Origin of the sequence: Kocuria sp. UBA1838 (genome assembly GCF_002338785.1) — a bacterium.
In the GTDB taxonomy this organism is placed as follows: Bacteria; Actinomycetota; Actinomycetes; order Actinomycetales; family Micrococcaceae; genus Kocuria; species Kocuria marina.
This window is the reverse complement of the sequence record NZ_DDIY01000006.1, coordinates 71,531-92,124: the sequence shown is the minus strand read 5'-3', so window position 1 is coordinate 92,124 and position 20,594 is coordinate 71,531. Positions and strand designations below refer to the sequence as shown.

The following is a 20,594-nucleotide window of genomic DNA, read 5'->3' as shown; positions in this document are numbered from 1 at the left end:
CGTGCGTCGTCGCGGCCCGAGCGGCCGGGACCCGATACTTCTCCCACTCACCCACATAGAAAGAACATCTGGTATGCAGGTTCACAAGTACGATGTGGTAATCGTCGGCGCCGGCGGCGCCGGCATGCGTGCCGCCATTGAATCCGGCCAGCGCGCCCGCACTGCCGTACTGACCAAGCTCTACCCCACGCGTTCCCACACCGGTGCGGCCCAGGGCGGCATGTGCGCCGCCCTCGCCAACGTCGAGGAGGACAACTGGGAGTGGCACACGTTCGACACCGTCAAGGGTGGCGACTACCTGGTGGACCAGGACGCCGCGGAGGTCATGGCCAAGGAGGCCATCGACGCGGTGCTGGACCTGGAGCACATGGGACTGCCCTTCAACCGCACCCCCGAGGGCAAGATCGACCAGCGTCGCTTCGGTGGACACACCCGCGACCACGGTAAGAACCCCGTCCGCCGCGCGTGCTATGCCGCGGACCGTACCGGTCACATGATCCTGCAGACCCTCTACCAGACGTGCATCAAGCACAACGTGGAGTTCTACAACGAGTACTACGTCCTGGACCTGATCATGGTGGACACCCCGGAGGGCCGCCGCCCCGCCGGTGTGGTCTCCTACGATCTCGCGACCGGCGAGCTGCACGTGTTCCAGTGCAAGTCCGTGATCTTCGCCTCCGGTGGCGCGGGCAAGGTCTTCAAGACCACGTCCAATGCCCACACCCTCACGGGCGACGGCATGGCGATCGCGTTCCGCAACGGCCTGCCCCTCGAGGACATGGAGTTCGTGCAGTTCCACCCCACGGGCCTGGCGGGCCTGGGCATCCTGGTCTCGGAGGCCGCCCGTGGTGAGGGTGGCATCCTGCGTAACTCCGAGGGTGAGCGTTTCATGGAGCGCTACGCCCCCACCATCAAGGACCTGGCCCCCCGTGACATCGTGGCCCGTTCCATGGCCAACGAGGTCCGTGAGGGCCGCGGTTGCGGCCCCAACAAGGACTACGTCCTGCTGGACCTGACCCACCTGGAGCCGGCGCACATCGACGCCAAGCTCCCGGACATCACCGAGTTCGCCCGCACCTACCTGGGTGTGGAGCCCTACACTGAGCCGGTGCCCGTGTTCCCCACCGCGCACTACTGCATGGGTGGCATCCCCACCGACATCAAGGGCGAGGTCTTCCAGGACTCCGAGAACACGGTTCCCGGTCTCTACGCCGCCGGTGAGGTCGCGTGCGTGTCCGTGCACGGCTCCAACCGTCTGGGCACCAACTCGCTGCTCGACATCAACGTGTTCGGCAAGCGCTCCGGAATCTACGCCGCGGAATACGCGCGGGACGCCGAGTTCCTGCCGATCCCCGACAACGCCACCGAGCGCACCGAGGCGCTGCTCAACAACGCGCGCAGCCCGCACGGTGACGAGAAGGTCGCGGCCATTCGCAAGGACCTGCAGGACACCATGGACGCCAACATGCAGGTGTTCCGCACGGCCGAGACCATCCAGACGGCCCTGGACGACATCGCCGCTCTGGAGGAGCGCTACTCCCACATCTCCATCCAGGACCAGGGCAAGCGGTTCAACCTGGACCTGCTGGAGGCCGTGGAGCTGGGTTTCCTGCTGCAGCTGGCCAAGGTGATGTCCGTGGCCGCCCTGCACCGCGAGGAGTCCCGCGGTGGTCACTTCCGCGAGGACTTCCCCAACCGAGACGATGAGAACTTCATGGTCCACTCCATGGTGTACGAGGACCCGTCGTCCCCCACCGCGGGAATCCGGCAGGAGACCAAGCCGGTGATCATGACCCGCTACGAGCCGATGGAGCGTAAGTACTGATGTCCACTGCAGCCACCGAGAACCAGACCCAGGACGCTCAGAAGCCCGGCGACAAGGGCGAGGAGTCGATCCCCACGTACGACGTGGTGCTCAAGGTCCGCCGCTATGATCCCGAGTTCAGCTCCGAGGCGCACTGGGACGAGTGGAACCTAACCATGTACGGCACCGACCGCGTGCTGGACGCCCTGCACAAGGTCAAGTGGGAGCTGGACGGTTCCCTGTCCTTCCGCCGCTCGTGCGCACACGGCGTGTGCGGCTCGGACGCCATGCGCATCAACGGCCGCAACCGGCTCGCGTGCAAGACCCTTCTCAAGGACCTGGACCTGTCCAAGCCCATCCTCGTGGAGCCCATCAAGGGCCTCCCGTGCGAGAAGGACCTGATCGTGGACATGGAACCGTTCTTCCAGTCCTACCGCGAGATCATGCCGTTCCTGGTGAACGAGGACCACACCCCCACCGGAGAACGCTTCCAGTCCCAGGAGGACCGCGCGCGCTTCGACGACACCACCAAGTGCATCCTCTGCGCCGCGTGCACGTCCTCGTGCCCGGTGTTCTGGACGGACGGGCAGTACTTCGGCCCGGCCGCGATCGTCAACGCGCACCGGTTCATCTTCGACTCGCGTGACCAGGCCGGTGACATGCGCCTGGAGATCCTCAACGATAAGGAAGGCGTGTGGCGCTGCCGTACCACCTTCAACTGCACCGAGGCGTGCCCCCGCGGCATCCAGGTGACCAAGGCCATCGCCGAGGTCAAGAAGGCGGTCTTCGCCTCCGCCTTGTGACCCCTCGTGGCACGACCGCGGCCCCGGGATCCCTCGTGGATCCCGGGGCCGCGGTCTTTCCCGGGCTTTCAGCTCTCCGACGACGACGCCGCGGGGCCACTACCTACCGCGGGGCTGCTGCCCGCCACCGGCCTGTCGAAGCGGACGGGAGTTGCGTGTCCGAGGCCCCGAGCGGCATCGGGCAGGGAGGTCGCCGCCACGACCGTGACGGCCCGGTCCTCGCGCTCCGGCTGGGCGCGGGCCCCTCGGATGTCCGCCTGCACGAGCGCGCCCACGGCGGCCGCGAGCAACAGAACCTGCCCGTAGAGGTTGAACCACAGCAGTACACCCACGAGCACCGCGAACGAGAGCAGATAGGGGTTGTCCGCGCTGCGGGCGATGATTTCGCTGCCGCCGTAGCGCAGCACCTGCGAGCCCAGGGCACCCGTGACGATGGTGGCCAGCAGGGCCGTGCGATGCAGTTTGAGCTGGGCGACCCCGCTCACCAGAGCCAGGCTCATCAGGATGTCCACGAGCAGACCCACGCCGAGCGTGACCGCGGACTTGGCCCCGCCGTCCAACCACGGCTGCAGGCGCGTGAGACCGAGCTGACCGAGCCACCCCAGCACCCCGTCCACGGCGCCGGACGCGAAGACGCTCACGGTCGCGGAGGCGAGCAGCAGGATCCCGATCACCACGAGCCACGCGAGATCGCGCGGTACGGCCGCCACGGGCACCCCGGGGGCGGGCGGCAGTTCGAACATCCGCCGCGTGGCCAGCCGGATACCGGCCACCCAGCGCCACGCGGTGAACAACAACACCGCGAGCGCCACGGTGGAGGCCACGGTGAAGGGCCCCGTGTTCTCGAGCAGGCTCAGCGGGATGACTCCCCCGTTACCGTCCCCCACGTCCAGGAGTCCGGGGATGTTCTGCACCAGACCCGCCACGAGCGTCTGCTGCAGCGGCGAGTCGGTTCCCAGGAACGTGGCGAGTGCTGCGAAGCAGATCACCAGCAGGGACGAGGACGCGAAGAGCAATTGGTACGCGAGCCCGGCGGACATGAGCGGCCCGCCGTGGAACATGTAGTGCGCCACCACGCGCACGGGGAACACCGACATGAACCGCGCGAAGAACCACGCACCCAGGGCGCCGGCCCGCCTGCCCAGGGGTGCCCCCTCGGCGGCGAGCTGTCGGCGTACTTCGCGCAGGCGCCGGTGTTCCGCGTGCAGTCCAGTGCGGTCCGTGAGGGCGGGGACCACCGGGGGCGGGTCAGTGTGCGTCACGGTCGTCCGTGCCGGCCCCGCCGAAGGGGAGGCGGTCCCGCACGTGCCACGCACCGTGTTCGTCCCCCTCGTAGAGGTCGATGTGGTCCACCAGGAAGGACGCGTGGTACGTGCGCAGCACGTGCTGGGCGCGGTCCAGCCCCTCCTCCGTGGTGCCGTGGGCCAGCGTCACGTGGGGGTGGAAGTCGAAGGGGGACGCGGACTCCAGGTGGTGCTCGCTCAGATCGCAGTGCAACTGCACGCATTGGTCGTGACCGCCCTCGATGCGCAGGTAGACCACCGGGGTCACGGGTCGGAACGTCCCCGTGCCGCGGATCTCCACGTGGAACGGTTGCCAGCGGTCGGCAACCTCCCGGATGTGGGACACGAGGTCCGCCCAGTCCTCCCCGCGCTCGGCGATCATGAGTGTGATGTGCGCGGGGACCGAGCCCGCTTGCGCGTCCCCGAAGGACGAACGCCAGTCCTGCAACTCCTGGCCCATGGGTTCGGGCAGCCGGATGACCACACCCGCGTACACCCGGCCCGGGCGCACGGTGGGGGAAGGATGTCCCTCGCTCACACGATCCTCCTCAGGTCGGCCCCGTCCAGACTATCCCACGGCGTCTGGCGCCACACGGCGTGCCGCACGGGGCCCCGCCCGGCGGCTCACGCGCCGGGGAGGAAGCCCATCCGCTCGTAGACGTCCGTGACCGTGCGGGCCGCGATCTCCCGGGCCTTGTGCGCGCCCCGGGCCAGCAGCCGGTCCAGCTCGGCGGGATCGTCGAGCAGTTCCTGGGCGCGCTTCTGGATGGGGTCCAGGGTCTGGGTGACCACCTCGGCCAGGTCCACCTTGAGGTGGCCGTACATCTTGCCCTCGTACTCGGCCACGAGGGTGTCCACCGGGGTGCCCGTGAGGGACGAGTAGATGGTCAGCAGGTTGGAGATCCCCGGCTTGGCCTGGCGGTCGAAGCGCACTTCGGTGCCGTCGTCCGTCACGGCGGACTTGATCTTCTTGGCGTTGGATTTCGCGGGATCCAGCAGGCGGATGAGCCCGGCATCCGACGGCGCGGACTTGGACATCTTGGCCGTGGGGTTCGCGAGGTCGTAGACCTTCGCGGAGTTCTCGAGAATCTTGGCGTCCGGGACCACGAACGTCTCACCGAACCGGGAGTTGAACCGCTGCGCGAGGTTGCGGGTCAGCTCGAGGTGCTGGCGCTGGTCCTCCCCCACCGGGACCTGGTTCGCCTGGTACACCAGGATGTCCGCGGCCATCAGCACGGGGTAGGTGAACAACCCCACCGTGGTGTTCTCCGCCCCCTGCTTGAGGGACTTGTCCTTGAACTGGGTCATCCGCGCGGCCTCCCCGTAACCGGTGATGCAGTTGAGCACCCATGACAACTGCGTGTGCTCCGGCACCTGGGACTGGATGAGCAGCGTGGAGCGCTCGGGGTCGATGCCCGCGGCGATGTACTGCGCGGCCGTGACCCGGGTGCGCTCGGACATCGTGGCCGGGTCCTGGCCCGCGGTGATCGAGTGCAGGTCCGCCACGAAGAACACGCAGTCGTTGTCGTCCTGCATGTCCACCCAGTTGCGCAGCGCTCCCACGTAGTTGCCCAGGTGCAGGGAGTCCGCGGAGGGCTGCACGCCCGACACCACGCGGGGTGTGGGATTTGGGGCGGTGTTCTGTTCGGTCACGGTCGACATCTTCTTTCGGTTCTCGGTCATGGGAGGCGGGGAGGTGCGGTGCGGGCAGCGGCGTCGTCGTCCGCCGACGCACGGGACCTCACGAGAGGCGGTAGTCCACCACGAGCGGAGCGTGGTCGGAGAAGCGCGTGTCGTACGCGGCGGCCCGGTCCACGACGGCACTCCGGGCGGCCGCGGCGAGCCCGGGGGTGGCCATATGGTAGTCGATGCGCCACCCGGCGTCCGTGTCGAACGCCTTGCCGCGGTAGGACCACCACGTGTAGGGCCCAGGGACGTCCCCGGCGAGGCTGCGGGCCACGTCCACGTAGCCCACGTCCCCGAAGAACTTGTCGAAGTACGCCCGTTCCTGCGGCAGGAAGCCTGCGTTCTTGACGTTGCCCTTCCAGTTCTTGATGTCCCGCTCGGTGTGGCCCACGTTGAGGTCACCCACCACGAGGGCATGATCGCCGCGCTCGGCCAGTTGCGGCATGCGGGTGAGCATCGCGTCCAGGAAGCGGTACTTGTCGTCCTGGCGGGGTGTGTCCACCTCGCCGGAGTGGACGTACGCGGAGACCAGGGTCAGTGTGGTGCCGTCCGGCAGGCGGACGTCGTTCTCGATCCAGCGCCCGGAGTCGTCGAAGTACTCGTCCCCGATGCCCACGCGGGACTCGGTGGGAAGCAGGGCGCCGTCGAACGCGTCGCGGCGCGTAGCGATCGCGACGCCCGCGCGGCCCTTGGCGGCGGCCTCGGTGTGCCGCACGTCCCACACGTCCTCGTCGAGCAGCTCGCGCGTGATCTTGTCCGGCGCGCGCACCTCCTGCAGGCACAACAGGTCGACGCCGCGCGGGGCGAGCCAGTCCGCCATCCCGCGCCGGTACGCCGCTCGGATGCCGTTCACGTTCACCGTGGCAATGCGCACCGTCTGCTGGGAATCCGCCATGTGCCTGTGTCTCCTCGCTCGTTACGGGGTGGTTCTCAGTCCACCACCGTACCGCTCACGGGCTTCGAGGAGTCCTTGAGGCTGCGCAGCCCGTTGGCCGCGGTCATGTCGATGGTCTCCAGGGCCCGCTGGATCTGCTCAGGATCGGGCTCGGCGCCGGAGAGCTGTTCCTTCACGACCTTGGACTGCACCAGGATCACCTGCATGCCGTGGGCGAGCTTCTCGTCCCGCAGGGACTGACCCGCGCCGGCGGACGCGGAGGCGGCGGGAGCGCGGCCGTGCTGGGCCTGGAACTGCTCCTGCGCCTGGCGCACCTGCTCACGGCCGTACGCCGCGGCCTTGCGCACCATGCTCAGCGCCCACACCGCGAGCATGAGCCAGCCCAGGGCAATCCCCGCGAGGATCCAGCCGAGCAGGGAGTTGGAGTTGGCGGCCTGGATCAGGGCCACCGCGAAGATCACGGCCAGGACGGCCAGCCCGATCACCGTCCCCCACAGGGCGGTGCGTCCGGTGCGGGGAGCGTCCGGGGAGTCGGTGGCGCGGGTGTGTGCTGATCCGATCGACTGCATGAACCCATTGTCTCAAACCGCGCGGGGCGCACCGAATCGGGCCGGTCCCCGGGGACCCGACCCGCCGGCGTCGCCCGAGCCCCTTGGCACAACCGGGCCCCGAGGGGGTATCAAGAGAGGGTGAGCACATCTTCCGCGGACTCTCCGCGCTCCCCCGGGGACGACTCCCCCGCACTGGACCCCGCCGAACGACGCCGCATCCTGTGGGTCCTGCTCGTTCCCCTGTTCATGTCCCTCATCAGCGTCTCGATCGTGAACGTGGCCCTGAGTTCCATCCAGCAGGAGCTGGAGGCGAGTTCCTCGGCACTCCAGTGGGTGCTCACCGGGTACGCGCTCGCGTTCGGGGTGCTGCTCGTGGCCAGCGGCCGCGCGGGGGACGTGTTCGGCCGCCGGAAGCTGTTCATCGCGGGGATCGCGGTCTTCGCAGGGGCCTCGCTGTTGTGCGGTCTCGCGCCCAACACCACGGTGCGCAACATCGGCCGGGTGATCCAGGGCCTCGGATCCGGGATGCTCAACCCCCAGACGGTGGGCATGATCCAGGAGTACTTCCAGGGTCGGGAGCGCGCCAAGGCGTTCGGGCTGTTCGGTTGGGCACCGCGATCGGCACCGCCCTGATCACGGCGGTGACCTTCGGTGTGCTCGCCCGCGCCGACTGGGATGCCGCGTTCACGGCGAGCTTCGCGGTGATCACTGTGATCGTGCTGATCGCCATGGGGATCGGGATCGCGGACATGCGCCGACACACCCCCGAGGAGCCATCCCGGGGCTGAGCCCCGCGCACCTCGTTCCCGGCACGTGTTCGGACCGCGGACTCCCGGGCTTTACGGCCGCCCGCGTGCCGCACAGACCCCGGGGACGACGACGCCGCGCGGCCGGCTCGAACGAACGAGACGGCCGCGCGGCGTCGTGACCGGAAGGCTACGGGATCAGGCCGACTCGACGGCCCGTTCGCAGGACTCCACCACGTTGACGAGCAACATGGCCCGGGTCATGGGACCCACGCCCCCGGGGTTGGGCGACAGCCACGAGGCGCGCTCGGCGGCGGCCGGGTCGATGTCCCCCGTGAGCTTCTTCTTGCCGGTCTCCGTGTCCTCGACCCGGGAGACACCCACGTCGAGCAGGACGGCACCCTGCTTGATCTGGTCCGCCCCGATCATGTGCGGGCGCCCCGCCGCGGCCACCACGACGTCCGCTTGCGCGAGCAGCTCGGGCAGGTTGCGGGTGCCCGTGTGGGCCAGGGTCACGGTCGCGTTGATCTCCCGGCGGGTCAGCAACAAACCGATGGGCCGACCCACGGTCACACCGCGGCCGATCACCAGCACGTGGCGCCCCGCGAGGTCCACCCCGTGACGCGTGAGCAGCTCCACGATCCCGTGCGGCGTGCACGGCAGCGGGGACGTGATGGGCTCGTTGACGTTGAGCACCAGCCGCCCCAAGTTCGTGGGGTGCAACCCGTCGGCGTCCTTCGCGGGATCGATGCGCTCGAGCACGGCGTTGGTGTCCATGTGCGGCGGCAGGGGCAACTGCACGATGTACCCCGTGCACCGGGGATCGTCGTTGAGCTCGTCGATGACGCGCTCGAGCTCCTCCTGGGACGCGTCCGCGGGCAGTTCCTTACGGATCGAGGCGATCCCCACCTGCTCGCAGTCGCGGTGCTTGCCCGCCACGTACGAGTGCGAGGCGGGATCGTCGCCCACGATCACGGTTCCGAGACCGGGCACCACGTCCCGCTCGCGCAGTGCGGTCACGCGCTCGGTCAGTTCTTCCTTGATCCGGGCCGCGGTCGCCTTGCCGTCGAGGACCTGGGCCGTCATCTCACCACTCCTCGAGGCCGGGGTACAGCGGGAACTGCTCGGTCAGGGCGTCCACGCGCGAGCGCAGGGCGGAGACGTCCGCACCGGGCTTGAGGGCCTCGGCGATCACGTCCGCGACCTCCTCGAACTCGCCCGCGCCGAAACCGCGGGTCGCGAGCGCCGGGGTCCCGATACGCAGCCCGGACGTGGTCATGGGCGGGCGGGGGTCCCACGGCACCGCGTTGCGGTTGACCGTGATCCCCGCCTGGTGCAGCAGGTCCTCGGCCTGCTTGCCGTCCAGCTCGGAGTTGCGCAGGTCCACGAGGACCAGGTGCACGTCCGTGCCGCCGGTCAGCACGGACACACCGTGCTCCGCGAGATCCGGGGAGTTCAACCGCTCGGAGAGGATCTGCGCGCCCTCGATCGTGCGCTGCTGGCGCTCGCGGAACTCCTCGGTGGCGGCGATCTTGAACGCCACGGCCTTGGCCGCGATCGCGTGCATGAGGGGCCCGCCCTGCTGGCCGGGGAACACCGCGGAATCGACCTTCTTCTTGAGGTCCGCTTCCGCGAGGATCACACCGGAGCGCGGGCCCGCGAGGGTCTTGTGCACCGTGGAGGTGGTCACGTGCGCGTGGGGCACCGGGTTGGGGTGCAGCCCCGCGGCCACGAGACCCGCGAAGTGGGCCATGTCCACCCACAGCTTGGCATCCACCTCGTCCGCGATCGAGCGGAACGCCTCGAAGTCCAGCTGGCGCGAGTAGGCGGACCAGCCGGCCACGATCACGTTCGGCCGGGCCTGCAGTGCCTGCTCGCGCACCTTGTCCATGTCGATGCGGTAGGTGTCCGGGTCCACCTCGTACGCGGCGATGTTGTAGAGCTTGCCCGAGACATTGATCTTCATGCCGTGGGTCAGGTGCCCACCGTGGGCCAGGGACAGCCCCATGAGGGTGTCACCGGGCTGCATGAGCGCGGCCATCACGGCGGTGTTCGCCTGGGCGCCCGAGTGCGGCTGCACGTTCGCGTGATCCGCCCCGAACAGTTCGCACGCGCGGTCGCGAGCGAGGTTCTCCACGACGTCCACGTACTCGCAACCGCCGTAGTAGCGACGGCCGGGGTAGCCCTCCGCGTACTTGTTCGTGAGCACCGAGCCCTGCGCCTCAAGCACGGCGCGCGGCGCGAAGTTCTCCGACGCGATCATCTCGAGCGTGGAGCGCTGGCGCCCCAGTTCGTCCTCGATGGCCCGTGCGACGTCCGGGTCCACCTCCGACAGCGGTTGATTGGTCACAGGGTGTCCCAGGGATTCCGTCATGCTCCACCTTCTTTGTGCGCGGGAGGGTCCGCTCCAGCATATCCGCGCGCCGCGGTGTTGCGCCTCAGCACGGCGGGGGCACGAGCGCGGCGATGCTCGTAGAGTTTCTGGATCGTCCGGGCCCTCGGCGGGCGGCTCCCGCCAGGGGAGCGAATGCGGGTAGCATGTGTACCCGTACCGCGTGCGTACCCCCTGCGCGCGGCAGCCGTCACAGCGCAGCCGGGCTGCCGCTCTCGCTCAGCGAGCGCGAGCATTCGCATCGTCCCGTCCCACGTCCTGATCCTTCGTGTTAGGAGTTCTCGCGCCGTGAACGTTCTTCCCACCGCCCCGTTCACCGCTTCCATGCCGCGCATCACCGACGGCCAGTCGCCGCCGGAACCCGTAGACGTGGTGCGCACCCCGTACGCCGCCGTGATCTTCGACATGGACGGTGTGGTGACCGACACCGCCGGGGTGCACGCCCGCGCGTGGCAGAAGCTCTTCGACCGGTTGCTGACCGATCCCCGCCTCGAGCCCGTAGCCCCGGCCACCGAGGTGGACCGGCGCCCGTTCGACATGGGCGGTGACTACCGCACGTACGTGGACGGACGACGTCGCGAGGACGGCGTCCGCGCGTTGCTCGCCGCCCGCGGGACCATGCTCCCCGAGGCCCAGAGCCACGAGGACCCGCAGCCGGGTGACTGGACCGTGCAGGGCCAGGCCGCCGCGAAGGACGGCTTCTTCCACGAGGAGCTGCGCGAGCACGGTGTGCGCGTGTTCACGGGCACCGTGGCCCTGATCGAGCGGCTGCGCGAGGGCGGTGTGCCCGTGGGGCTGGTGACCGCGAGCCGCAACAGCGCCGTGGTCCTCGAGGCCGCCGGGTTGCAGCACTCGTTCGACCGCATCGTGGACGGCAACTGGGCCGCCTCGCACGACCTGCCGGGCAAGCCCGCCCCGGACACCTTCCTCGAGTGCGCACGCCTGCTGGGCGTGGCCCCCGGCGAGAGCGTCGTCGTGGAGGACGCCGTGGCCGGCGTCCAGGCCGGTGCCGCCGGCGACTTCGGCCTGGTCGTGGGGATCAACCGGGACGGTGCCCGGGAACGCCTCTACCGCGCGGGCGCCCACGTGGTGCTCAACGACGTCGCCGAGCTGGACCTGGGCGCGCGCCGGGACGACCCGTGGGCGCTCGTGTTCGACGGTTTCGACCCCGCCACCGAGCCCCGCCGCGAGGCCCTGCTGACCCTGGCCAACGGCTACATGGGCGTGCGCGGCGCGGCCTGTGAGTTCGCCGCGAACACCGTCCACTACCCCGGAACCTACCTGGCTGGCGTGTTCAACCGGGTGCTCAGCCACATCAACGGCCGGGACGTGGAACACGAGTCCATGGTCAACGTGCCCAACTGGCTGCACCTGGACCTGCGTTTCGCGGAGGGCCAGTGGTGGTCCGAGGGCGGGATGAAGCCCTCCGAAGAACGCGTGGAACTGGACCTGCGCCGCGGTCTGCTGACCCGCACGCTCGTGCTCACGGAAGCGGACGAGGACCCCGGCGCGGACCAACCCCCGCGCAGCCTGGAGATCACCCAGCGCCGCCTGGTGTCCCTGCGCTACCGCCACCTGGGCGCCCAGGAGACCCGGATCGTCTCGCGTGGATTCAGCGGGCGGTTGCACGTGCGCACCGGTGTGGACCCCGCCGTGACCAACAGCGGCGTGGCCGAGTACCGGGAACTCAACGCCCACCACCTCGCGCTACTCGAGTCCACGACCCTGCCGGACGAGCACGAGACCCTGCTGTCCCTCGTGCGCACCTCCCAGTCCAAAATCGAGATCGCGATGGCCCAGCGCACGCGCATCGAGTCCGAAACCCCCGTGCGCGAGCGCCGCGAGGTGCGCCCCGGCGGGATCGAGTTCCGCCGCTACACGGTGCAGATCGACCCGCACAACCTCGTGCTCGTGGACAGCACGACCGCGGTGGTCACGAGCCGCGACGCCGCGATCGGTTCCCCCCGCGAGGGAGCGCTCGCCGAGCTGAACCGCACGCCGTTCGGGGTGCGCAAGCTGCTGGCCTCTCACGAGATCGAGTGGGCCCGGTTGTGGGACCGCTACGAGGTCACCCTGGAGGCCGCGGAGGACACCCCCGAGCACGTGGCCACCCAGCTCGCAGTGCGCACCCACCTGTTCCACGCGGCCCAGACCCTGGCCCCCCACCTGTCCCTGCGGGACGCAGGCATCCCCGCCCGCGGTCTGCACGGTGAGGGCTACCGCGGCCACATCTTCTGGGACGAGCTGTTCATCCTGCCCGTGATCAACATGCGTCAGCCGCACGTGACCCGGTCCCTGCTCTCCTACCGGTGGCGGCGCCTGGCTATGGCCCAACAGCATGCCCGGGACTTCGGTCTCTACGGCGCGGCCTTCCCATGGCAGTCCGGTTCCGACGGGCGCGAGGAGACCCCGCCCGAGCTGTACAACCACCACTCCCGGCGCTGGCTACCGGACAACTCGTGGCGCCAGTTCCACGTGGGCCTGGCGATCGCGTACAACGCGTGGGTGTACTACGAGTCCACCGGGGACATCGACTGGCTCTCCGGCCACGGGACCGAGCTGATCGTGGGAATCACCCGCCTGTTCGCGTCCCTCGCGGAGTACGACTCGCACGACGGCAAGTACCACATCTCCGGTGTCATGGGCCCCGACGAGTACCACGACGGCCCCGCGGGCCAGCACGGTGGTGGGCTCAAGGACAACGCCTACACCAACGTGCTCACGTCCTGGCTGTTCCGTCACTCGGCCCACATCTTCCACGACATGGTCGAGCACCAGCGTGAGGACCTGGAATCCCGCTTCGAGATCTCCCCGCAGGAGGTCCAGAAGTGGCTCAAGATGGCCGAGAACATGTACGTCCCGTTCAACGCGGACGGCACGATCGCGCAGTTCGAGGGCTACGACGAACTCGCCGAACTGGACTGGGACTTCTACCGCACCAAGTACCGCAACATCGGCCGCCTGGACCTGCTGCTCGAGAACGAGGGCGACCTGACCAACAACTACAAGCTCTCCAAGCAGGCGGACACGATCATGCTCGTGTACCTGCTGGGTCCCGAGGGTTTGATCGAGGAACTCGCGCGCATGGGCTACACCACGGACCTGGACGCCATCCAGCGCACCGTGGACCACTACATCGCACGCTCCTCCAACGGTTCGTCCCTGTCCCGCGTGGTCAATGCCGCGGTGCTCGCGTGGCTCGACCCGGACCGCTCGTGGGGTTCGTTCCAGGACGCGCTCATGATCGACATGGACGACACCCAGGGCGGCACAACGGGTGAGGGCATCCACCTGGGTGCCATGGCCGGTTCGGTGGACGTGATCACCCGCGCGTACGCCGGGCTGCGCGTGCGGGGCCAGTGGCTTGAGTTCCAGCCCGCCCTGCCCCGCGAGTTGGACGCCGTGGACTTCACGGTCCTGTACTGCGGTCAGGTCATCGAGGTCTCGCTGGACCACGACATCCTGGAGCTCGAGGCGAGCTCGGTCAAGGCGGATCCGGTCACGGTGCACGTCAACGGCGCCGAGTACGTGCTCAAGGGCGGGCAGAAGATCGCGGTGTCACTGCGCCACCGCGAGTCCCGGCGTCCCGAGAAGGCCATGGCCGCCCTGCGGCGCCGGTTCATCTCCGACGCCGGCGAAGGCTGAGCCCCGCCCCGAACCGTGGCCGTACGACAACGCCGCGCGGCTCGGGCGCGCCTGCTCACCGGGCGCACACCGGGCCGAGCCCCGGCCACGCGCCGGGCGAGTGGCGGCTACCGGCGGCGTCGTGACGAGCGCGAGCGCGCACTATGCTATGGCTCATGACACAGTTCTCCGAGCCCGCGGGCGCCGACGCCGCCCGCGAACCCCTGATCCTGCCCTACGGTCAGCACCGGCCCTCCGTGGCCCGCTCCGCTTTCGTGGCACCCAACGCCACGATCGTGGGTGACGTGGTGGTGGGTGCCGGGGCGGGCATCTTCTACGGCGCCGTGGTGCGCGGTGACCGCTCCCCCCTGCGGATCGGGACGAACTCCAACCTGCAGGACAACGTCACGGTGCACTCGGACCCGGACCACCCCACGACCATCGGCGAGCGCGTGAGCGTGGGCCACAACGCGGTGATCCACGGGTGCGTCCTGGAGGACGACGTCCTCGTGGGGATGAACGCCACCGTGCTCAACGGCGCCGTGGTGGGCCGAGGGAGCCTGATCGCCGCCGGGACCGTGGTACTCGAGGGCGAACGCATCCCGCCCGGTTCCCTCGTGGCCGGGGTCCCGGGCAAGGTCCGGCGGGAGCTGTCCGTGGACGAGCAGCATGCCGTGAGTCGCAACGCCCAGAACTACATCGAGCTCTCCCGGGAACACCGCGCCATGTTCTCCTGAGCCCGCCTGGACAACCGCAACACACGACGACGCGCGGCCCCGGAAGCCTGGGGCCGCGCGTCGTCGTACGCCGGGTGAAAACGCGGTAGCCCGGCGGGAGCGGCTCAGTGAGTGTCGCCCAGTGGATGCGGCTCGGTGGATGCCGCTCAGTGGAAGAAGTGCCGCGCCCCCGTGAGGTACATGGTCACGCCCGCGGCCTGGGCCGCCTCGATGACCTCCTCGTCACGGATGGAACCGCCCGGCTGCACCACGGCGCGCACGCCCGCGTCCAGGAGCACCTGCAACCCGTCCGCGAACGGGAAGAACGCGTCCGACGCCGCGACCGCACCGCGGGCACGTTCGGCGTGATCCTCGGCGAGCGTGTTCGCCCGCTCCACGGACAGGCGGCACGAGTCCACGCGGTTGACCTGGCCCATGCCGATGCCCACCGAGGCGCCGTCGTTCGCGAGCAGGATCGCGTTGGACTTCACGGCTCGCAGGGAACGCCACGCGAACTCGAGGTCCGCCAGGGTCTTCTCGTCCGCGGCGTCACCCGAGACCAGGGTCCAGTCGGCAGGGTCGTCGCCCTCGGCGTCGAGGCGGTCGGCCTGCTGGAACAGTGCGCCGCCGGAGATCCCGCGGTACTCCAAGGGATCGCGGCCGAAGCCCTCGGGCAGCGCGAGCAGGCGGATGTTCTTCTTGGCCCCGAGGATCTCGAGCGCCTCCGGCTCGAACTCGGGGGCCACGACCACCTCGGTGAAGATGGGCTTGAGGTTGCGGGCCATGTCCGCCGTGACCGTGCGGTTGGCCGCCACGACACCGCCGTACGCGGAGAGCGGGTCGCACGCGTGGGCCTTGAGGTGGGCGTCCGCAATGGGGTCCTGCGCGCCGGGGGTGGCCACGGCCACGCCGCACGGGTTGTTGTGCTTGACCACGGCCACGGCGGGCTCGTCGTAGTCGAATGCGGCGCGGACGGCGGCGTCCGCGTCCACGTAGTTGTTGTAGGACATCGCCTTGCCGTGCAACTGCTCGGCCTGCGCGATCCCGGGCGCCGCGGCGTCGTTCGTGTAGAGCGCGGCCTTCTGGTGCGGGTTCTCGCCGTAGCGCAGGGACTCCGCGCGCTGCAGCGCGAGACCCGCGTACGGGGGCCAGAAGTTCGCCTCGGGGTCGTGCTCGAACTGCTGGGCGGTCCACGTGGCCACGGCGGTGTCGTAGGCCGCGGTGTGGGCGAACGCCGCCGCCGCGAGCTTCTGCCGGGCCGCGAGGTCGTAACCGCCCTCCTGGGCCGCGCGCACCACGTCCGGGTAACCGGCGGGATCCACGACCACGGAGACCGCGGCGTGGTTCTTGGCGGCCGCGCGCACCATGGACGGACCACCGATGTCGATCTGCTCCACCACGGCGTCCTGCTCCGCACCCGAGCGCACGGTGTCCTGGAACGGGTAGAGGTTCACGATCACCAGGTCGAACGGCTCGATCTCGAGCTCGGTGAGCTGATCCATGTGTTCCGGCTTGCGCCGGTCCGCGAGGATTCCCGAGTGCACGCGCGGGTGCAGGGTCTTGACCCGCCCGTCCAGGCACTCCTGGAACCCGGTGACCTCGGAGACCTCGGTCACGGGGACCCCCGCGCCGCGGATGGTCCCGGCGGTGGAACCGGTCGAGACGATGCTCACGCCGGCGTCGTGCAGCCCTCGCGCGAGCTCCTCCAGACCGGTCTTATCGTACACGGAGATCAGTGCGCGCTTGAGCGGCACACGGTTCAGGTCGGCAGTGTTCACGAGCTCTCCAGGCGGGACGAGGGTACGGACGGTAGGCGGGCCGGAGCCCGGTTCAGTCTACGACCGGGGCAGATCGGGGTCGGTGCTCGTGACGTCCCAGCTCAGTTTCGCCAGCGCGTTAACGAGCAGGGTGCGCTCGGCGGATTTGATCCGCTCGTGCAGCACGGCCTCGGTATCGTCCTCGGCCACGGGGACCGCGACCTGGGCCAGGATGGGTCCGGCGTCCACGTCCGCGACAACCTCGTGCACCGTGGCGCCCGTGACCTTCACGCCGTAGGCCAGGGCGTCCCGCACGGCATGGGCACCGGGGAAGGACGGCAACAAGGACGGGTGCGTGTTGATGATCCGGCCCGGGAACACGGACACGAACTCCGCGTCCACGATCCGCATGAACCCGGCGAACACCACGCGGTCGGGGTGGTAGGACGCCACGCGTCGTTGCAGCGCACGGTTCCACTGCTCCCGGTCCGGGTACTCGGACAGCGGCACCACGAAGGTGTCGATGCCCGCGGCGCGCGCCCGGTCCAGACCGGCGCACTCCAGGTCCGCACCCACGGCGGCGATATCCACCTCCACGTCCCCCTGGTGCAGGGCGTCGATCATCGCCTGCAAATTCGTACCGGAGCCCGAGACCAGAACCACTAAACGCATGGGCCCACTCTATCCAGCGAGGCTGCCTCGATGGCGCCGCGGCGGTGCTGCGCCCGCGACGCTGCTCGGTCCGTCCGCTCGCCTACAGTGGTGGGTATGCACGATTCCCGCCACCGGAGCACGCCGCCCCACGCCACGCACTCGATGGGTTCGACCTCCGGCGGCACCCCTTCCGGGGGTTCCCACTCAGGGGGACCGCACTCCGGCGGCCCGCAGCAGGGAGGCCCGCACGCCGGCGACCCGCGCGGTGAGAAGCCCTCATCTCGCGGCCCCCAGTCCGGGGACCCCTCCGACGGCGACGGCGCTCGGCTCCGGTTCGCCGCGGTGGCCGCGGCCCTCGCGGTGCTCGCCTCCGCACTCGTGGTGGGTGACGTGTGGTCCACCGTGGCGGGGCTCGTACTCGCCATCGCCGGGATCGTGCTGGGCATCATCGCGCTCGCGCGCTCCCGCGGTTCGTCCTCACGGGTCCTGATCACGGTGCTCGCGGTGTTGGCCATCGTGTGGGGTGTGATCAATGCGCTGGGCGGTGGCACCCGGTTGCTCGTGTGGCCGGCCACCCAGGTCTACCAGGAATGCACCGATCGGGCCCTCACGCTGTCCTCGACCAGCCGGTGCGAGCAACAGCTCAACGACAACGTGTGGAAGCATTTCTCCGGTGCGCCCCTCGAGACGGGTGCGCCGCAGGACGATCCGACGGCCACCGCCACGCCTGAGGCCTCCCTTGTCACGCCCACGCCGGGCGCCTCGAACCCTGCCCCTTCGGGGAGTGCTACACCGGGGGCGACCTCGCCGACCTCCGCCGGTCCCGGGTCCTGAGACGCCCGTTCCCAGCGAGTCCATTGCTATCGGGAGCGGTTCGTCATCGGCCCAGTCCAACGTCCTGGGACGCCCGAGGCCGTCGGCGTCAGGAGCGGTTCATCGTCGTCTCAGTCCCGCTCGTCGTCGAGGGCGGCCAGCCGCGCGGCCTTGCGCTTCTCGGACCTGCGCTGCGCACGACGACGCTTGGCCTCCTCACGGCGGGACAGTCCCGGTTCGTCTGCCGATCGTCCCACGGCCGTGGACCCGCCGCGGGGCTGGGACTCCCGCTCGGGCTCGGCGGCAGCGCGCGACGCGCGGCCCCGGAACAGACCCCGGACACCCCGAGTCGTGACCTCGCCGTCCGGGACGTCCGCCCCGGATCCAGGACGGCCACCGGGTGCCGTGCGAGCATCCTGCCCGGCGCCGGGGCCGGAAGCCGAGCGGGAACTGTGCGCGGCGCCAGCGGCGGGCAGGGCGTCGTGGTGGGCCACAGCGGCGTCGTCCTCCGGGGCCGGGGAATCCGACTCGGGGAGCTCGTCCGCCTCGGCGCGGGAGCGGGAACGGTAGCCCTCGCGTTCGAGCCAGGGCCCGACCAGGCACCCCACGGTGGCGCCCACCGTGAGTTCGGCACCGAGCCACAGGAACACGTGCCACGCGTGCGGGCCGATATCCGTGAGCCTGCCGATGCCCAGCGAACCGCTGGAGAGCCACGCGAGCGCGGTCACGAGGCCCGCCCCCACCACGGCCATGAACACCGCCGTGAGCACGGTGGAGAGCACGAACGTGATCCAGCGCAGGGGCAGGCGGATGGCCATCCAGTCGTCCAGGTGGTTCTCACCCTCGCGGCAGAACCACCACCCCGCGAGCAGACCCGCGAGCACGGGCAACCCCAGGACCGCAGGGGCGTACAGCCACGGGTCACCGGTGGGCAGCGCGGCGAGCGCCGGGAACTGCGGCAGCGGTCCCAGCGTGCTCTGGAACGGCGACACCAGGGTCCCGGTGCCCAGCGAGAAGCCGGCACCGGTGGCCCACGTGAGCGCCCACACGACCATGTTGGGCAGGTACCCGAACTGCAGTGCCGTCAGGGCGGTGTCCCCCGCAGCGCCGGTACCGAGGTCCTGGTAGACCGTGATCACGCGGTCCCAGTTCCACGCGAGCGTCACCACGAACAACAGGGCACCGGCCGCCACAACGGTGACCGCGGCGAGGAAACCGGCGCGGATCACGGCCCACACGTAGGAACCGGCCCAGCGTGAGTGCTGGCTCGTGCGCTGCAACCAGGACGCGACGTCGGCCCCGAGCACCGCGGCGAGCGAGCGCGAAGCGCTCCACCCGCCCACGAGGGTGCCCAACCCGGCCGGAACCAGGGGCAACAGGGCGGCCGCCACGAGGTCCACCGAGACTTGTTCGGTGCGGCTGAGCCAGCCCACGAGGGTCCCGAAGAGCGCGTACGCGAGCATCCCGGCGAAGAACGGGATCAGGAACTGACCGCGCCAGCACGCCCGGGCGATCCGGCGGCCTGCGATCACCGCGAGGCCGAACGGGATCAGCGTGAGCCCTAGAGGCACGAGCGTGACCGTCCCGCCACCGTCCAGCGACAGGCCCTGGATGGCTTGGATCGTGAGGGGCACGCAGTGCGCGAGCAACCAGACCTGTCCGGCGAGCTGCAGGCTCCCGCCCGCGCCCAGGGTCGCGAAGCCCCCCGCAGCCCATACCGCACCCAGGAGCACGGTGCCCAGCAACAGGCCCATCACGGCCACCGCGAGCAGCTCGATCACGCCCTGCAGCGCGAGCGGCATGGGCAGTCCCGGGGAGTCGTCCGGTTCGGGGCGGGGCACGTCGGCGGCGCGCGCGGGGGACGAACCGTGCGACGTGAAGCGGTCGCGTACGCCCGAGACCACGCCGGGCAGTGAGGGAAGTTTCATCACCGGACATCTTTTCACGTTCACCCGCGCACCACGGGCAGCGAAGTTAGCCCGGACTTCACCTGCGGGCCACCCCCGGGTGACTCCCCCGTGAGGCGCCGGGCCCACAGTGGGAACCGTGAGAATTGCATTGGTGGCCGAACAGTTCCTCCCCCACGTCAACGGTGTCACTCATTCGGTGATCCGCGTCCTGGAACACCTGCGGGATCACGGGCACGAGGCCATGGTGATCGCCCCCTCCTACGAGAAGACCCTGTTCCTGGGCTCGGTGGACCACGTGGACGGCGTACGGATCGAGCGCATCCCGTCTCTGCCGCTCGCGGGCTATCCCGAGGTCCGCGTGGCGAGCTGCACCGTGAGTCGCATGCAGCGCATCCTGGCCCGCTTCGCCCCGGACGTGGTGCACGTGGCGTCCCCGTTCGTGCTCGGGTGGCAGGCCATCCAGGCCGCCAAGGGTTTGGGTCTGCCGTGCGTGGCCGTGTACCAGACGGACGTGCCCGGTTACGCCGCACGCTACGGGGCGTCCGTGCTGGAGACCGCCATGTGGTCCCACGTGCGTGCGATGCACAACAGTGCGACCCTCACGCTCGCTCCCTCCACGGCGTCGATCAGCCAACTCCACGAGCATGGCGTCCAGCGGGTGCACATGTGGCGCCGCGGAGTGGACACGAGCCGGTTCCGTCCCGCGCTGCGCGATCACGCGTGGCGCGAGCGCGTGGGCGGCGGCAAGCGGCTCGTGGGATACGTGGGGCGGTTGGCCCCCGAGAAGCAGGTCGCAGACCTCGCCGCGATCGACGCCCTGCCGGACACCCGGCTCGTGATCATCGGTTCCGGCCCCGGGAAGGAGTCGCTGCGCTCGGTATTGCCCAACGCGCACTTCGAGGGCTTCCTCACGGGCACCGAACTCGCCACGGCCATGGCGTCGCTGGACGTGTTCGTGCA

General features: G+C 69.9%; 18 protein-coding genes. 8 read left to right on the top strand and 10 right to left on the bottom strand.

Going from position 1 to position 20,594, the window contains the following annotated elements:
• The first annotated feature begins 73 nt into the window (after positions 1–73).
• Both sdhA and B3I25_RS03640 read left to right on the top strand, forming a co-directional pair.
• The gene (gene sdhA / locus B3I25_RS03645) at positions 74–1,825 is read left to right on the top strand and encodes a succinate dehydrogenase flavoprotein subunit (RefSeq protein WP_064847180.1); all 1,752 of its coding nucleotides are present in this window, start codon (positions 74–76) and stop codon (positions 1,823–1,825) included.
• Complete coding sequence (locus tag B3I25_RS03640) at positions 1,825–2,607, top strand: succinate dehydrogenase iron-sulfur subunit (protein ID WP_064847181.1); 783 nt, start codon at positions 1,825–1,827, stop codon at positions 2,605–2,607. The genes sdhA and B3I25_RS03640 overlap by 1 nt, the downstream gene beginning before the upstream one ends.
• Before the next feature lie 68 nt (positions 2,608–2,675).
• On the opposite strand, the gene B3I25_RS03635 is transcribed toward B3I25_RS03640, so the two are convergent.
• The 5 genes from B3I25_RS03635 to B3I25_RS03615 form a co-directional block, all read right to left on the bottom strand.
• Positions 2,676–3,869, bottom strand: a complete 1,194-nt coding sequence (locus B3I25_RS03635) for a YihY/virulence factor BrkB family protein (protein ID WP_286737837.1) — start codon at positions 3,867–3,869, stop codon at positions 2,676–2,678.
• Complete coding sequence (locus tag B3I25_RS03630; RefSeq protein ID WP_064847182.1) at positions 3,856–4,428, bottom strand: 2'-5' RNA ligase family protein; 573 nt, start codon at positions 4,426–4,428, stop codon at positions 3,856–3,858. The genes B3I25_RS03635 and B3I25_RS03630 overlap by 14 nt, the downstream gene beginning before the upstream one ends.
• An 86-nt stretch (positions 4,429–4,514) precedes the next feature.
• Entirely contained in the window at positions 4,515–5,552 is a 1,038-nt protein-coding gene (gene trpS, locus B3I25_RS03625; RefSeq protein WP_231885637.1) for a tryptophan--tRNA ligase, read from the bottom strand.
• Positions 5,553–5,631: 79 nt separating this feature from the next.
• Positions 5,632–6,471, bottom strand: a complete 840-nt coding sequence (locus B3I25_RS03620) for an exodeoxyribonuclease III (RefSeq protein WP_064847184.1) — start codon at positions 6,469–6,471, stop codon at positions 5,632–5,634.
• 35 nt (positions 6,472–6,506) lie between these two features.
• On the bottom strand, positions 6,507–7,040 hold the full coding sequence (locus B3I25_RS03615; protein WP_064847185.1) for a hypothetical protein: 534 nt from the start codon (positions 7,038–7,040) through the stop codon (positions 6,507–6,509).
• Positions 7,041–7,160: 120 nt separating this feature from the next.
• Here B3I25_RS03615 and B3I25_RS03610 point away from each other — a divergent pair, with 120 nt between their 5' ends.
• Positions 7,161–7,655: an MFS transporter gene (locus B3I25_RS03610; RefSeq protein ID WP_286737834.1), complete on the top strand. Its 495-nt coding sequence runs from the start codon at positions 7,161–7,163 to the stop codon at positions 7,653–7,655.
• Positions 7,628–7,810, top strand: coding sequence for a hypothetical protein (locus B3I25_RS03605; protein ID WP_064847187.1), 183 nt, complete (start codon positions 7,628–7,630; stop codon positions 7,808–7,810). The genes B3I25_RS03610 and B3I25_RS03605 overlap by 28 nt, the downstream gene beginning before the upstream one ends.
• Before the next feature lie 156 nt (positions 7,811–7,966).
• Here the strand turns inward: B3I25_RS03605 and B3I25_RS03600 are convergent, their stop codons facing one another.
• Together B3I25_RS03600 and glyA are read right to left on the bottom strand one after the other, a co-directional pair.
• Positions 7,967–8,854, bottom strand: coding sequence for a bifunctional methylenetetrahydrofolate dehydrogenase/methenyltetrahydrofolate cyclohydrolase (locus tag B3I25_RS03600; protein WP_064847188.1), 888 nt, complete (start codon positions 8,852–8,854; stop codon positions 7,967–7,969).
• A gap of 1 nt (position 8,855) precedes the next feature.
• Positions 8,856–10,142 carry a serine hydroxymethyltransferase gene (glyA, locus tag B3I25_RS03595; RefSeq protein ID WP_286737833.1) on the bottom strand — a complete coding sequence of 429 codons (1,287 nt, stop codon included), beginning with the start codon at positions 10,140–10,142 and terminating at the stop codon, positions 8,856–8,858.
• Positions 10,143–10,448: 306 nt separating this feature from the next.
• Between glyA and B3I25_RS03590 the strand changes: the two genes are divergently transcribed.
• Positions 10,449–13,805, top strand: coding sequence for a beta-phosphoglucomutase family hydrolase (locus tag B3I25_RS03590; protein ID WP_286737832.1), 3,357 nt, complete (start codon positions 10,449–10,451; stop codon positions 13,803–13,805).
• Positions 13,806–13,960: 155 nt separating this feature from the next.
• Entirely contained in the window at positions 13,961–14,521 is a 561-nt protein-coding gene (locus tag B3I25_RS03585) for a gamma carbonic anhydrase family protein (RefSeq protein ID WP_052160784.1), read from the top strand.
• Positions 14,522–14,667: 146 nt separating this feature from the next.
• Here the strand turns inward: B3I25_RS03585 and purH are convergent, their stop codons facing one another.
• Both purH and purN read right to left on the bottom strand, forming a co-directional pair.
• A complete protein-coding gene (purH, locus tag B3I25_RS03580) occupies positions 14,668–16,278 on the bottom strand; it encodes a bifunctional phosphoribosylaminoimidazolecarboxamide formyltransferase/IMP cyclohydrolase (RefSeq protein WP_286737831.1) in 1,611 nt (536 codons plus the stop codon).
• Between the two features lie 57 nt (positions 16,279–16,335).
• Positions 16,336–16,929, bottom strand: coding sequence for a phosphoribosylglycinamide formyltransferase (purN, locus tag B3I25_RS03575; protein WP_084118061.1), 594 nt, complete (start codon positions 16,927–16,929; stop codon positions 16,336–16,338).
• Positions 16,930–17,025: 96 nt separating this feature from the next.
• Between purN and B3I25_RS03570 the strand changes: the two genes are divergently transcribed.
• Positions 17,026–17,745 carry a DUF308 domain-containing protein gene (locus B3I25_RS03570; RefSeq protein ID WP_286737830.1) on the top strand — a complete coding sequence of 240 codons (720 nt, stop codon included), beginning with the start codon at positions 17,026–17,028 and terminating at the stop codon, positions 17,743–17,745.
• A gap of 110 nt (positions 17,746–17,855) precedes the next feature.
• Here B3I25_RS03570 and B3I25_RS03565 read toward each other — a convergent pair whose 3' ends face one another.
• Positions 17,856–19,652, bottom strand: a complete 1,797-nt coding sequence (locus tag B3I25_RS03565) for a DUF6350 family protein (protein WP_286737828.1) — start codon at positions 19,650–19,652, stop codon at positions 17,856–17,858.
• 118 nt (positions 19,653–19,770) lie between these two features.
• Between B3I25_RS03565 and B3I25_RS03560 the strand changes: the two genes are divergently transcribed.
• A partial coding sequence (locus tag B3I25_RS03560) for a glycosyltransferase (protein ID WP_286737827.1) occupies positions 19,771–20,594 on the top strand: 824 nt, incomplete at its 3' end.